Origin of the sequence: Saccharothrix sp. BKS2 (assembly GCF_047689505.1) — a bacterium.
GTDB lineage: Bacteria > Actinomycetota > Actinomycetes > Mycobacteriales > Pseudonocardiaceae > Actinosynnema > Actinosynnema lopnurensis.
In genome coordinates, this window is record NZ_JAUQOL010000004.1 from 479,699 (window position 1) to 493,485 (window position 13,787).

14 protein-coding genes are annotated in these 13,787 nt (G+C 72.7%); 3 read left to right on the forward strand and 11 right to left on the reverse strand.

From position 1 onward, the window contains the following. Positions 1–7 precede the first annotated feature (7 nt). Complete coding sequence (gene glpK / locus Q5530_RS10780) at positions 8–1,513, forward strand: glycerol kinase GlpK (protein WP_415362013.1); 1,506 nt, start codon at positions 8–10, stop codon at positions 1,511–1,513. A 42-nt stretch (positions 1,514–1,555) separates the two neighbouring features. Here the strand turns inward: glpK and Q5530_RS10785 are convergent, their stop codons facing one another. Next, positions 1,556–2,959, reverse strand: coding sequence for an NAD(P)H-quinone dehydrogenase (locus tag Q5530_RS10785; RefSeq protein ID WP_415362014.1), 1,404 nt, complete (start codon positions 2,957–2,959; stop codon positions 1,556–1,558). A gap of 127 nt (positions 2,960–3,086) precedes the next feature. On the opposite strand from Q5530_RS10785, the gene Q5530_RS10790 reads away from it, so the two are divergent. Continuing rightward, the gene (locus Q5530_RS10790) at positions 3,087–3,536 is read left to right on the forward strand and encodes a gamma-glutamylcyclotransferase family protein (protein WP_415362015.1); all 450 of its coding nucleotides are present in this window, start codon (positions 3,087–3,089) and stop codon (positions 3,534–3,536) included. Positions 3,537–3,617: 81 nt separating this feature from the next. On the opposite strand, the gene Q5530_RS10795 is transcribed toward Q5530_RS10790, so the two are convergent. The 9 genes from Q5530_RS10795 to Q5530_RS10835 all read right to left on the reverse strand — a co-directional run bounded on the left by Q5530_RS10795 (position 3,618) and on the right by Q5530_RS10835 (position 11,381). Further along, a complete protein-coding gene (locus tag Q5530_RS10795) occupies positions 3,618–4,532 on the reverse strand; it encodes an endonuclease domain-containing protein (RefSeq protein ID WP_415362016.1) in 915 nt (304 codons plus the stop codon). Between the two features lie 145 nt (positions 4,533–4,677). After that, positions 4,678–5,472, reverse strand: a complete 795-nt coding sequence (locus tag Q5530_RS10800) for an ESX secretion-associated protein EspG (protein ID WP_415362017.1) — start codon at positions 5,470–5,472, stop codon at positions 4,678–4,680. Beyond that, positions 5,472–6,767: a PPE domain-containing protein gene (locus tag Q5530_RS10805; protein WP_415362018.1), complete on the reverse strand. Its 1,296-nt coding sequence runs from the start codon at positions 6,765–6,767 to the stop codon at positions 5,472–5,474. The genes Q5530_RS10800 and Q5530_RS10805 overlap by 1 nt, the downstream gene beginning before the upstream one ends. 28 nt (positions 6,768–6,795) lie before the next feature. Continuing rightward, a complete protein-coding gene (locus tag Q5530_RS10810; RefSeq protein WP_415362019.1) occupies positions 6,796–7,122 on the reverse strand; it encodes a transcriptional regulator in 327 nt (108 codons plus the stop codon). Between the two features lie 162 nt (positions 7,123–7,284). Then, entirely contained in the window at positions 7,285–7,872 is a 588-nt protein-coding gene (locus Q5530_RS10815) for a DUF3558 domain-containing protein (protein WP_415362020.1), read from the reverse strand. A 6-nt stretch (positions 7,873–7,878) separates the two neighbouring features. Next, positions 7,879–8,337, reverse strand: a complete 459-nt coding sequence (locus Q5530_RS10820) for a GNAT family N-acetyltransferase (protein WP_415362021.1) — start codon at positions 8,335–8,337, stop codon at positions 7,879–7,881. Positions 8,338–8,348: 11 nt separating this feature from the next. Continuing rightward, a complete protein-coding gene (locus Q5530_RS10825; RefSeq protein ID WP_415362022.1) occupies positions 8,349–9,221 on the reverse strand; it encodes an HAD family hydrolase in 873 nt (290 codons plus the stop codon). Continuing rightward, a complete protein-coding gene (locus tag Q5530_RS10830; RefSeq protein WP_415362023.1) occupies positions 9,218–9,604 on the reverse strand; it encodes a DUF1707 SHOCT-like domain-containing protein in 387 nt (128 codons plus the stop codon). The genes Q5530_RS10825 and Q5530_RS10830 overlap by 4 nt, the downstream gene beginning before the upstream one ends. A gap of 10 nt (positions 9,605–9,614) precedes the next feature. After that, on the reverse strand, positions 9,615–11,381 hold the full coding sequence (locus Q5530_RS10835) for an acetyl/propionyl/methylcrotonyl-CoA carboxylase subunit alpha (RefSeq protein WP_415362024.1): 1,767 nt from the start codon (positions 11,379–11,381) through the stop codon (positions 9,615–9,617). Positions 11,382–11,497: 116 nt separating this feature from the next. Between Q5530_RS10835 and Q5530_RS10840 the strand changes: the two genes are divergently transcribed. Next, positions 11,498–12,169, forward strand: coding sequence for a hypothetical protein (locus tag Q5530_RS10840; RefSeq protein WP_415362025.1), 672 nt, complete (start codon positions 11,498–11,500; stop codon positions 12,167–12,169). Between the two features lie 181 nt (positions 12,170–12,350). On the opposite strand, the gene Q5530_RS10845 is transcribed toward Q5530_RS10840, so the two are convergent. Further along, positions 12,351–13,673, reverse strand: a complete 1,323-nt coding sequence (locus Q5530_RS10845; RefSeq protein ID WP_415362027.1) for a dicarboxylate/amino acid:cation symporter — start codon at positions 13,671–13,673, stop codon at positions 12,351–12,353. Positions 13,674–13,787: the final 114 nt, after the last annotated feature.

Sequence of the window (13,787 nt, forward strand, 5' to 3'; positions counted from 1 at the left end):
CGCCGGCATGACGCAGTACGTAGCCGCGATCGACCAGGGCACCACCTCCACCCGGTGCATGATCTTCGACCACTCGGGTCGGGTGGTCTCGGTCGACCAGAAGGAGCACGAGCAGATCTTCCCCAGGGCCGGGTGGGTCGAGCACGACGCCGACGAGATCTGGGCCAACACCCGCCAGGTGGCGGCGGGCGCGCTGGCCAAGGCCGACCTGTCCGCCGGGGACGTCGTCGCCGTGGGCATCACCAACCAGCGCGAGACCGCCCTGGTGTGGGACCGCACCACCGGCCGCCCGGTCTACAACGCCATCGTGTGGCAGGACACCCGCACCGACCGGATCTGCCAGGAGCTGGGCGACCTCGGCGGCGGGCAGGAGCGCTACCGCGCCCGGACCGGCCTGCCGCTGGCCACCTACTTCTCCGGTCCCAAGGTGCGCTGGATCCTCGACAACGTCGAGGGCGCGCGGGAGAAGGCCGAGGCGGGCGACCTGCTGTTCGGCAACATGGACACCTGGGTGCTGTGGAACATGACCGGCGGCGTGAACGGGGGCGTGCACGTCACCGACCCGACCAACGCCTCCCGCACCCTGCTGATGGACCTGGACACGCTGAGCTGGGACGAGGGCATCGCGGCCGACATGGACATCCCGGTGTCGATGCTGCCGGAGATCCGCTCGTCGTCCGAGGAGTACGGCAGGGTCCGGGAGCGCGGCGCGCTGGCCGGCGTGCCGATCGCGGGCATCCTCGGCGACCAGCAGGCGGCCACGTTCGGGCAGGCGTGCCTGTCGCCGGGCGAGGCCAAGAACACCTACGGCACCGGCAACTTCGTGCTGCTCAACACGGGCGCGGAGAAGGTGATGAGCGAGAACGGCCTGCTCACCACCGTCTGCTACAAGATCGGCTCCCAGGCGCAGGTCTACGCGCTGGAGGGCTCGATCGCGGTGACCGGGTCGCTGGTGCAGTGGCTGCGCGACAACCTCGGCATGATCACCAGCGCGGCCGAGGTCGAGCAGCACGCGCGCACCGTCGAGGACAACGGCGGCGCGTACTTCGTGCCCGCGTTCTCCGGCCTGTTCGCGCCCTACTGGCGCTCGGACGCGCGCGGCGCGATCGTCGGGCTGACCCGCTTCGTGAACAAGGGGCACCTGGCGCGCGCGGTGCTGGAGGCCACGGCGTTCCAGACCCGCGAGGTCATCGACGCCATGAACGCCGACTCGGGGGTGGCGCTGACCTCGTTGAAGGTCGACGGCGGCATGGTCGTCAACGAGCTGCTGATGCAGTTCCAGGCGGACATCCTGGGCGTGCCGGTGATCCGGCCCGTGGTGAACGAGACCACGGCGCTGGGCGCCGCCTACGCGGCCGGGCTGGCGGTCGGGTTCTGGGCGTCCGAGGACGACATCCGGCAGAACTGGGCGCAGGACAAGCAGTGGGACCCGGCGATGGACGAGGAGACCCGGGCCGAGCGGTACCACCTCTGGAAGAAGGCCGTGACCAGGACTTTCGACTGGGTGGAGTGAGCCGTCGGGGCGGTGCTCCCGGGCACCGCCCCCTCGTCGGGGTCAGTCCAGGTCGTCGTGGCGCATGAGCTGGCGGCCGGCCTCGGTGATCGACCCGGTCAGCGACGGGTAGACCGAGAACGTGGTCGCCAGGTCCTCCACGGTCAGCTGGTTCTGCACGGCCAGCGCGATCGGCAGGATCAGCTCGCTGGCGTTCGGCGCGACCACCACGCCGCCGATGACCACGCCGGTCGCCGGGCGGCAGAACAGCTTCACGAAGCCGCGGCGCAGGCCCTCCATCTTGGCCCGCGGGTTGGTGGCCAGCGGCAGCATGATCGTGCGCGCGGGCACCTCGCCGGAGTCGATGGCCTGCTGGCTGATGCCGACGGTGGCGATCTCCGGGTTGGTGAACACGTTCGCGGCGACCGTCTTGAGCTTGATCGGGCTGACGCCCTCGCCCAGCGCGTGCCACATGGCGATGCGGCCCTGCATGGCGGCCACGGACGCGAGCAGCAGCAGGCCGGTGCAGTCGCCGGCCGCGTAGACGCCGGAGATGTTCGTGCGCGAGACCCGGTCGACCGGGATGTACCCGCCGCGGCCCAGCTCGATGCCGATCTTCTCCAGGCCGATGTCGCTGGTGTTGGGGACCGAGCCGACCGTCATCAGGGCGTGGCTGGCCTCGATCTTGCGACCGTCCTCCAGGTGGATCAGGACGCCGTCGCCGACGTTCTCCACCCGGTCCGCGCGGGCGTGCTTGACCACGGCGGTGCCGCGCTCGGCGAACACGTCCTCCAGCACGGCGGCCGCGTCGGCGTCCTCGTGCGGGAGCACCCGGTCGCGCGAGGAGACCATCGTCACCTTCACGCCCAGTTCCGTGTAGGCGGAGGCGAACTCCACACCGGTGACGCCCGAACCGATGACGGCCAGGTGTTCCGGCAGCTCGGGGAGGTCGTAGATCTGGCGCCAGGTGAGGATCCGCTCACCGTCCGGCTCGGCGCCCGGCAGCACGCGCGGGGTCGCGCCCGTGGCGATGAGCACCACGTCGGCGGGCAGGACCTCCTTGGTGCCGTCCTCGACGAGCACGACGACCTCGTGCTGGGCCAGGCCGCGGGCGCCGTCGCAGAACTTCGCCCTGCCGTTGACGATGCGGACGCCCTCCCGCTGGAGCCGCGCCCGGACGTCGGCGGACTGGGCGAGCGCCAGGCCCTTCACCCGGCCGTGGACGGCGGGCAGCTCGACCGCGGCCTCGGTGTTGTCCATGCGGATGCCCAGCTCACCGGCGTTGCGGAAGGCGCTGCGCCCACCCGCGGAGGCGATGAACGTCTTCGACGGGACGCAGTCGTAGAGCACGCACGCGCCACCCGGGCCCTCGCGCTCGACGACGGTCACGTCGGCGCCGTGCTGGGCCGCGACGAGCGCCGCCTCGTAACCTGCCGGGCCGCCGCCCATGATGACGATGCGGGTCACGCCACGTCCTCCTCCGGGGTTGTCTGCGCTGTTCGCAGCCGTGTCAAAGGTACGCGGTCGGGTACCGGGGCGTGTCGTCCGGTCTTCTGGTACCTCGCGGTGATCGAGAGGTCGCTAGGCTGTGGGCGTGCCGCTCTATGCCGCGTACGGATCCAACATGGACCCGAACCAGATGATGGAGCGAGCCCCGTACTCCCCGATCGCGGGGACCGGGTGGCTCGCCGGCTGGCGTCTGACGTTCGGGGGCGAGGACCTCGGCTGGGAGGGCGCGCTCGCGACCATCGTCGAGGACCCGGACTCGCAGGTGTTCTGCGTCCTCTACGACGTGAGCCCGCGTGACGAGTCCCGCCTGGACCGCTGGGAGGGGGCGCTGGGTCTGTACCGGAAGATCCGCCTGCGCGTCCAGACCCTGGAGGGCTCGGTCACGGCCTGGCTCTACGTCCTGGACGCCTACGAGGGGGGCCTGCCCTCGGCCCGCTACATCGGCGTGGTGGCCGACGCCGCCGAGGCCGCCGGCGCCCCCGGCGACTACGTGGCCGACCTCCGCACCCGCCCCTGCCAGGGCATAGGCCCCTAACCCCGCGCGCGAGTCGTACGTCCAGACCTCGCGAGTCGTACGTTCAGGTCGCGCGAGTCGTACGTTCAGGACCCCCGAGTTCTACATTCGGAACTCTCGACTCCTGCGTTGCGGCGGGGAGAGCGCGGCACTCAGGTGCCGGAACAGCCTGGTCGGCTCACGCAGGTCCGAGGCGTCGGCCCGGAGCACCTTCCAGCCACGTCGTCGCAGGTCCTCGTCCCGGGCCTGGTCGGCGTCGGCCCTGTCGACGTGCGCCGCGTAGCCGTCGTACTCCAGGGCCAGGCGTTGCTCGGGCCAGGCGAAGTCGAGCCGCCAGATCTCGCGGTTGTCCAGGTCGCGCACCGGGTACTGCGGTCGGGGCACCGGGAAGCCCGCTTCGGCGATCATCAGCAGCAGCGTGCTCTCGGCCGGTGACTCGGGCAGCCCGGAGGCGAGGTCCAGCAGGAACACGCCCTGCCGTCGGCCACGGGGATCGCGCCGACCCGCGAGGCGCACGGCGAGGTTGGCCTTGAACTCGGTCCGCTGTTCGGCCGGCAGCGCGGCGAGCGCCTGGTCCGCGCAGGCCAGCGCCGTGCTGCGGCGGCCGCGGCAGAGTAGGTCGGTGAGCGCCTGGTCGAGCACCATGCAGCGCAGGCCGTCGATCTTGACCACGTCGGCCGCGTCGTAGTTGTGGTAGTGGATCGCGACGTCAGGGCGCGGCAGGACCCGGCGCTCGTAGCACAGGGCCAGGTGGATGCGGTTGGTCTCGGCGGCGGTGCAGCCGTGCAGCCAGGCGGAGGTGTGGCCGGCGAGTGCCGCCTCCGGACCCGCCATCAGCAGAGCCGCGGCGGCACGGGCGTGCACGGTGAGCATGTGCTCCCGCTGTACGAGGACCGTGCGGCAGTAGCTGACCAGCCGACCATCCTCGATGGCGCGGCGCACCACCTTGATGCCGATTTGCCGGTGGAGGTGCGCGCGCTGGTGGACCCCGTGCAGGCCGGGCGGTAGTTGGATCATGCAGAACCGAGTGGCGGAACGCCGATTCCGTACACGTTTCACCCGGAAGGGTGTACTGAACGCTGAACTCGGGGGTCCTGGACGTACGACTCGCGAGGTCTGGACGTACGACTCGCGAGGTCTGGACGTACGACTCGCGGGAGGGTCAGGGGGTGGGTAGGGATTCCAGGTGGTGCAGGAGGCGGCGGTGGTCCACCGGGGAGACGGTGGACCACGGTTGTTGGCCCGGGGTGGAGCGGCGGAGCTGGAGGTAGCGGCCGGCGGGGGTGTCGAAGAAGGCGACCACGTCGGCCGGGCGCACCCGCTTGCCCCACTTGTCGCGGTGGGCCACGCCGAACTGGCCCCGGGACGAGACGTCGCGGAACATGTCGGCCAGGGTCTGGGCGTCGTCCGGGCGGACGCCTCGGGAGGTCAGGGCCCCGACCAGGTCGTCGGGGGTGGCGGCGGCCGCTGCGGCGGCGTCCAGGTCGGCGCTGGGCAGGGTCACCGAGTGGCCCGGTCCGGCCGGGAGCGGGGGGAGCGTCGAGAGGGCTTCGCGGTGCAGGCCCTCGCTGGAGGCCGGGCGCAGGGTCAGCCGGTCGTCGTCCAGGACCGCGAGGACGGCCGACTGGCCCTTGGCGGCCGCCAGGACGCGGACGCTGCGGCCCAGCCACAGCCGGCCGTCCACCTCGCGCTGCGGCCGGTTGAGCAGGTGGAGCAGGTCCTCCAGCATGGGGTCCAGGGAGACCGGTCGGCCCAGGCCCCGCCGCTCCAGGTCCGTCCACGCCCGGCGCTCCAGCTCCCCGCGCTCGGCGTGCGTCTTGCCCGGTGACGGCACCTTGAGCACCAGCGGCATGGTCTCCAGCCGCAGGTGCTCCCACAGCACGTCGAACTCCAACGCCGAGATCGTCACCGGCTCGCGCACGTCGTTGAGCCCCAGGTCCAGGCCGAAGGTCGTCATCAGCGGGTGGTGGTCTCCCCGATGACCGGCGGGGAGAACCCGCCGATCCCGTAGATGTCGTCGGTCTCGCGGAGGTAGTCGGCCGCGTCGTGCGTGGCGTCCTCCTCCTCTTCCACCGCGCCGCGCGCCGCGCCCAGCCCGCCGAACGGGTCGAACGAGGCCGGGACGGGCGCCGCCGCCACGGTCCGCTTGTGCACGGTGTCGTTGTTGCCGGCCTGGCCCGCGCCCATCATCGTGCCCGCCGAACCGCCCGGACCCGCCGTCGCCGCGTGCTGGGCGTTGGCCGTCGCGAACGCGCCGAAATCGGCCGAGCTGACCGACGTCGTGCCGACGGGCACCCGGTGCTCGGGGCCGCCGATCGACTGCTGCCCGGCGCTGCCCTGCTGCTCCGTCGTGTCGTTGGACACGCCGGGGGACGAGGACGACGAGGCCGACCCGGACTGCTTGCGGCGGTCCTGGCCGGTGCCGCCCACCACGCCGCCCGGGGCGTGCGCGCCGGTGGTCGGGCCCGTCGTGGGCGCCTGGGCCGACGCGGGCCGGGTGTTGGACTGCTGCTGGGACGACGACGAGGACGCGCCGGTGGTGCCGCCGCCGCCCGGCGACGCGGTGCCGGGGCGGTGCGCCGGAGCCGTGCCCCGCCCGCCGCGGCCACCGGGCCTGCCCCGACCGCCGCTGTACCCGCCGCGCCCGCGCGACCCGCCGTAGGCCCAGCCGTGCCCCGGCACGCCCGCGCCGTCGTTGCGCACCACGTCCGGCGCGCTGATCACCAGCTGCGGCGGCTGGTGGAACTGACCGAGGGTGCTGGTGTTCGAGGAGGTGCTCGACGCGTAGGTGGCCATGACCTCGCGGGCCCGCTGCTCGGCCGCGTCCTGCGCCTGCTCCTGCTTCTCGAAGTCCGTCTGCCCGCCGACCAGCGCGGTGAGCAGGCCGACGACCGGGTTCGGCTTCTCCGCGGTCACCGGCACGGGCGCGGGCATGTCGGCCCGCGCCTTGGCGATGTGGTCGGCCTGGAGCTCCGCCGACGTGCGCATCATCTCGGCGCCGGTGCGCGCCTCGTCCGCCCACGCGGCCAGCGGGTTGATGCCGTGCCGTGCCTGGTCGGCCGCGGTGCCCTCCCACCTGGCGCCGGAGCGCAGGACGCCCGCGTGCAGCTCGGCGTTGATCTCCGCCAACGCCGACGAGACGCCGACCCAGCGCGCCACCGAGGTGTGCGAGGCCCCCGGTCCCGGACCGGAGTTGATCTGCCGGTACAGCTCTTCGTGGCTGTACCCGCTCCAGCGGTGTCCATCGGGCATGAAGATTCCCCTTGCCTGCGCCGGGTGCTCAGCGGCCGCCCTGCTGTCCCATCAACCCGGTGTTGTCGTCTTCGATGGACTGGTACTGGCGCTCGACCAGGTTCAACGCGTCCATGGCCGACTTGAGCTGCTGCTGGTAGTTCTGGAGCGCGGCCAGCGCCGAGTCGCCCGACTCCAGGGACCGCTCGTTGAACTGCTCGGCGGCGTCCTGGCTCACCGGGTCACCCGCCCAGGGCCGCACCCTGATCTCGGTGATCGCGAGCTCGATCTGCTGGTCCAGCTTGGTGAGCGCGCCCGCGAACGCGCTGCGGAGCCCGGGGATGGCACCGGGTTCCACGTTCAGGGTGTGCGACACGGGCGGTGGTGAGCCGGTGTCGGCACCACGCCCGTGGTCTTCCGACGACATGGACGACCTCCCGTCTTTCCCGATTCACGTCACGTTCCCGTCGCGCAGGGTCACTCTAGCCAGAGGGTCCGACAACGGGGAGTAGGTGGCGCGCACCATCCCCCGCGTGGGTCAGCCCCGTTGCAGCAAAGCGGCGATCGCCGCCTCGGCCACCCGTTGCGCCCCCAGGCATAGCGTCTCCTGCGTCGCTTTCGTTTCATTCCCGCCGTCGCGGAACATGACGTCCAGGAACTGCCCTTCCGCCACGTCCACCTCGACGTTGCACACCTGGTCCATACCCGGTGTGCGGACGATCAGTCCCGGGAATCCGCCCACCGTCGTCGGCCGGGCGTCCACCTGGGCGTTCTCGTCGAGCCACACACCGACTCCCTCAGCTGTGACGAGGGCGAGCCGCGCCACGTTCCCGCTGATGCCGCTGCGCATCGTGCACGCCTTCGCGTTGCCGAAGCCCGACTCCACGTACGGGTTCGGCGGGTGGTCGAGGCTCAGCAGCAGCCGCTGCTCCTCCGGCAGCACCTCGCACGGGTCCAGGCCGTCCAGCCGGACCTCCCGGGGTCTGGGCGGCAGGGACGGCGCGGTGGTCGCGGAGGCGATGTCGTGCTCCTCGGACCGGCCGTCCGCGGTCTTCTCGGGTAAGGGCGTGCAAGCGCAGATCGTCAACGCGCACAACGTGGCGATGATCACGCGAGCGGCCCTCATGAGCACCTACCGTAGCCGTGTCCACACCGGATGTGGACCCTCTGTGACGAATCCGCACTTCACCGCCACCCGGCGCGCCGCGGAGACCGCGTCACCCGGGTCGTCCGGTGGCCGGGCGGTGATCCGGTCGAGGTCGAGGAACCCGAACCCGAACCGCAGCACGGCGGCCACCGCGTGGGTGGCGACGCCCCGACCGCGCAGTTCGGGGGTGGTCCAGCAGGTCAGCTCGCCCGTCATCGCCAGCTCGACCTGGCCGACCGCGACGCCGGTGAGCTGGTCGCACACCGCCCAGGAGCAGCTCTCGTCGGCGTGCCAGCGCCGCGCGCGTTCGGCGATGTGCGCGCCGGCCGCGTCCGGGTCGGGGCAGAGGCCGCCGCGCACCAACGCCGCCCGGTCGTCGATGCGGTCGTCGGCGCGCAGTTGCCGCAGGTAGAACTCACCCGCGTTGATCTCCACGGCCTCCATGGCCGCGCAGACTAGTCCGTGACGAACCCGTCGTAGCGGGCGGCCAGCTCTTCGAGCAGCCCGCGGTGCGCCGCGGCCGGCTGGTCGTCGGGCCCGGTGACCAGCTCCACGACCCAGTCGGCGTCCTCGGCGTCGTCCTCGCCGGCCAGCAGGTCCCGGTGCACCGCGCACGGCGACCACCCGGCGTCCGCCAGCTCCCGCGCCGCCTCCTCCGCGTCCCCGCGGTCGTGCAGCACCACCAGCAGCGCGCCGCCGGGGCCGTCGACCGGACCGGTGGTCCCGCCGTCGAGCAGGCCGCGCGAGGACAGGGCGCGGTGCAGGGCGGGGAGGTCCGGCGTGTGCACCGCGTCGATGCCGACGGTCCGGGCGGCCGCGGCGTTCTCGGCCCGGTCGTCGCAGAACAGCGTGCCCGAGGCCGAGTGCTGGAGCACCCGCAGGGCCCGCCGGAACGCCTCGGGCGACGGCTTGGCCACCCCGAGCCGCGCCGAGGTCACCACCGCGTCCACCTCGCGGTCCAGGCCCAGCTCCGCCAGGTCGCGCGGCAGCCGGTCGGTGGCGTTGGACAGCAGCGCCACCCGGCACCGCTCCCGCGCCCGCCGCACCAGCTCCAGCGCCTCGGGGATCACCTCGCCGGCCCGCGTCCACGCGGCCACCGCCCCCTCGGCCCGGTCGGCCGGGACGCCGTCGCGGACCAGCTGGTCCCGCACGGTCGCGCGCCACCGCTCGTCGGTGACCTCGCCGACGACCGCGGGCCGGGACAGGGGGTGCGACACCCGCGCCAGCGTCCCGCGCGGCAGCCCGAACCGGTCCTCCAGCGGCGCGTCCGGCCCGAACCGCCGCAGCACGCCGTCCAGGTCGAGCAGCAGCAGCGACGGCGCGCTCACCGGTTGCCCATCCGGCCGGCGATCACCAGCACCACCGGGATGATCAGGAAGACGTAGGGGTTGAACCGCGACACCAGGAACAGCACCACCGACAGCGCGATCGCCGCGGGCAGCAGCACCCCGGACACCTTCGGGGAGAACAGGGCGGCGCGGCCCGGTCGGTCCGCCGGCGGCAGCGGGGCGACCCGGCTGAACTCCGGCCGCGGCGCGGGCAGGTCCGCGAACAGGACCAGCAGCTCGCCGCGCGTCCTCGCGGTGGCGACGCGGGCGGAGCGCTCGCCGAACTCGTCCACCGTCAGCCGCCCCTGCCCGAGGTGCGCGCCGAGCAGTTCGAGGGCGTGCTCGCGTTCCGCGTCGCCGATCCGGATCTCCCGCTCGCTCACCCCACCGAGCCTATTCCTTGATCTCGCACAGGACCGTGCCCTGGGTGACGGTCGCGCCCGGCTCGGCGGCCAGGCCGGTGACCACGCCGGCCTTGTGCGCGGTGACCGGGTTCTCCATCTTCATGGCCTCCAGCACGAGGAGCAGCTCGCCCGCCTCGACCTGCCGGCCGTCCTCCACCGCGACCTTCACGATCGTGCCCTGCATCGGCGCGGTCACCGCGTCGCCGGACACGGCCGCGCCGGACCCGCCGCCCGCGCGCTTGCGCGGCTTGGCCCTGGCGCCCGCCTGCCCGCCGCCCCCACCGGAGACCGCCAGGTCACCGGGCAGCGAGACCTCCAGCCGCCGGCCGCCGACCTCGACCACGACGGTCTGCCGCGCCTCGGCCTCCTCGGCCTCCGCGCCGCCGGTGAACGGGGCGATGGTGTTGTCGAACTCGGTCTCGATCCACCGGGTGTGCACGCTGAATCCCGCGTCGGAGCCGACGAACGCCGGGTCGCGCACGACCGCGCGGTGGAACGGCAGCACGGTGGCCATGCCCTCGACGACCATCTCGTCCAGGGCGCGGCGGGCGCGCTCCAGGGCCTGCGCGCGGTCCTCGCCGGTGACGATGAGCTTGGCCAGCAGGGAGTCGAACTGGCCGCCGATGACCGTGCCGCTCTCCACGCCCGCGTCGACCCGGACACCCGGGCCGGACGGCGCGGTGAACGTGGTCACGGTGCCGGGGGCGGGCAGGAAGTTGCGGCCCGCGTCCTCGCCGTTGATGCGGAACTCGATCGAGTGGCCGCGCGGGGTCGGGTCCTCGGTGAACCGCAGCGGCTCGCCCGCGGCGATCCGGAACTGCTCGCGCACCAGGTCGACGCCCGCGGTCTCCTCGCTGACCGGGTGCTCGACCTGGAGGCGGGTGTTGACCTCCAGGAAGGAGATCGTGCCGTCCAGGGCCACCAGGTACTCGACGGTGCCCGCGCCGTGGTAGCCGGCCTCCTTGCAGATGGCCCGCGCGGAGGTGTGGATCGCCGCGCGCTGCTCGTCGGTCAGGAACGGCGCGGGGGCCTCCTCGACCAGCTTCTGGTGGCGGCGCTGGAGCGAGCAGTCGCGCGTGCCGACGACGACGACGTTGCCGTGCTGGTCGGCCAGGACCTGGGCCTCGACGTGGCGGGGCTGGTCCAGGTAGCGCTCGACGAAGCACTCGCCGCGGCCGAACGCGGTGACGGCCTCGCGCACCGCGCTGTCGAACAGCTCCGGGATCTCCTCCAGCGTGCGGGCGACCTTCAGGCCGCGGCCGCCGCCGCCGAACGCCGCCTTGATCGCAACCGGCAGGCCGTGCTCCCGCGCGAACGCCACGACCTCGTCCGGGCCGCCGACCGGGTCCTTGGTGCCGGGCACCAGCGGCGCGCCCGCGCGCGTGGCGATGTGCCGGGCGGTGACCTTGTCGCCGAGGTCGCGGATGGCCTGCGGGGTCGGCCCGATCCAGGTCAGGCCCGCGTCCAGGACGGCCTGCGCGAAGTCGGCGTTCTCGGACAGGAAGCCGTAGCCGGGGTGCACCGAGTCGGCGCCCGACCGCTTGGCCACGTCCAGCAGCTTGTCCACCGAGAGGTAGCTCTCGCCGGGGGTGCTGCCGCCGAGGGCGAACGACTCGTCGGCGAGCCGCGCGAACGGGGCGTCGCGGTCCGGATCGGCGTACACGGCAACGCTGGCCAGACCGGCGTCCCGGCAGGCGCGGATGACCCGGACTGCGATCTCACCGCGGTTGGCGACGAGGACCTTGCGCAGCGACACGACGTCCTACCTCCTGCAACGCTGGACATGGAGCGGCAATGGAGGGGGAGTTTAGTGACCCGACAGTACGCGGTGGCCGAGAGACAGCTCACGCTTCGGTGAAACAATCGGCGACCGTGACGCGTCCACCCGCAGCTGTGCTCCTGGTCGCCTGCCTGGCCGTGGTCACCACGGTCGCGGGCCTGGCCTTCGCGTGGTCGACGCGCCCGGGATCGCCCGCGACGACCGGTTCGGAGCCGCCCCGGGACGAGCTGAGGTGCGGTGCGGAGGCGTGCCGCCCGGTGGTGGAGCAGCGGGTCGGGTCCGACTCGGTGGCGCTGCTGGTGGGTTCGGGGGTGGGGCGGATCCGCGCGTCGGGGGCGTCGGGGCCGAACGTCTTCGAGCTGACCATCGCCGCGTCCGGGGCGGAGATCACCGAGCGGTCGCTCCAGTGCGTGGACGCCGAGGTCGGGGTGTGCCTGGTGCGCGGCGAGGTCGGGTCCGAGGTGCGCGGCGAGGTGCTCGTGCGCCGGTCGGGGGCGTGGTCGCGGGCGCAGGTGCCCTACGTGTCGAGCGGGGGCCACCTGGGGCTGCACGACGTGAACCGGGACGCGGTGGCCGACGTGGTGGCGGTGCAGCGCGAGTGCCCGGCCGGGGTGGACTGCGCGGAGCGGTTCGCGCAAGTGTTCTCGCTGGTGGACGGGGGTGACGAGCTGGGCTGCACGGCGGTGGTCGAGGCGCCTGAGCTGTTGCCCGGCTGGCCGGCGGTCGTGCCGGACGCCGCCGACCTCGGCCCGTGCGGCGACTGAGCCCGTGTCGTCCTGAACGTTGAACTCGGGGGTCCTGAACGTACGACACGGTGGTCCTGAACGTACGACTCGCGCGCGTGTCGAACACTCGCGCCGCGCGAGTCGTACGTTCAGGGCTCGCGAGTCGTACGTTCAGGTTGGGTGAGTCGTACGTTCAGGTTGGGTGGGTTGAGGGGGCGGGTCAGGCCGGGACCGGGGTGCGGGGGGTGGCGGACAGGAGGGGCGGCTCGCTGGGGGCGTTGAGGACCTCGTCGTCGAGCAGGCCCTCGGTGCGCGCCACCAGGACCGGGACGGTGATCTGGCCGGCGACGTTGGTCGCGGTGCGGACCATGTCCAGGATCGGGTCGATGGCGTAGACGACCGCGACGCCGGTGGCGATGACCTCCGGCGGCATGTTCACCGCGCCCAGGGTCAGCGTCAGCATGGTGAACCAGCCCGTGGTGCCCGCGGTCGCCAGGGAGCCGAACACGGCCACCGCGATGATCGCCGCGTACTGCCAGAGGCCCAGCTCGACGCCGAACAGGTTCGCGATGAACACCGTCGCGATGGCCGGGTACACCGCGGCGCAGCCGTCCATCTTGGTCGTCGTGCCCAGCGGCACGGCGAACGACGCGTAGTCCTGGTCCACGCCGAGGTTGGCGGCGGTCTGCCGGCTCAGCGGCAGCGTGGCGCCCGACGAGCGGGACACGAACGCGAACTGGATGGCCGTCCACGCCTTGCCGAAGAAGGTCACCGGGCTGACCCGGCCGACGAACCGCAGCAGCACCGGGTACACCACGAACAGCACCAGCAGCGTTCCGCCGTACACGGCCGCGATCAGCGAGAACAACGGGCGGACGAACGAGTTGCCGTAGGTGGCGAACGCGGTGCCGATCAGGCCGAACACGCCGATCGGCGCGAGCAGCACGATCCAGCCGACGACCTTCTGGATCAGGTCGAACACCGACCGGGTGAGGTTGACGAACGGCTCGGCCCGGTCACCGAGGGCGAAGGCGGCGAAGCCGACCAGCACCGAGATGAACACGACCTGGAGCACCTCGCCCTCGGTGAAGGCGGCGAACAGGTTGCTCGGGACCAGCGTCTCCAGCAGCGTGCTCCACGAGCCGGGGTCGCGGGCCGCGAGCCGCTCCACCGCCGACTCCGACGGCTGGACCTGCACCCCCGAGCCGGGGCTGAAGATCAACGCGATGGCCAGGCCGATGGACACCGAGATCAGGGAAGTGATGGCGAACCACAGCAGCGTCTTGCCGCCGAGCCGCGCGGCGCGGTTCGTGCCCAGGCGGCGCAGGCTCGTGATGCCCACGACGATCGCGGTGAACACCAGCGGGATGACGGTGAACTGCAACAGGCTGGTGAACACGTCGCCGACCTGGTTCAGGGTGGTGGTGAGCCACGCCTGGTCGGTCGCCTGGGCGAGGTAGCCCGTGAGCGCGCCCAGGACGAGCGCGGCGAGCACGGTGAGGCCGAAGACCTTCGGTTTGGTGTAGGTGCGGATGAACGACACGACTGCTCCGGTGGGTGCGCGGGGACGGGAGACGGGGTGTCAGGGGTGACAACCCGTACTCGTCCGGCGACCGAAGTCGATGTGCCGGCGACGCGTCAGCAACTCGTTCATCGG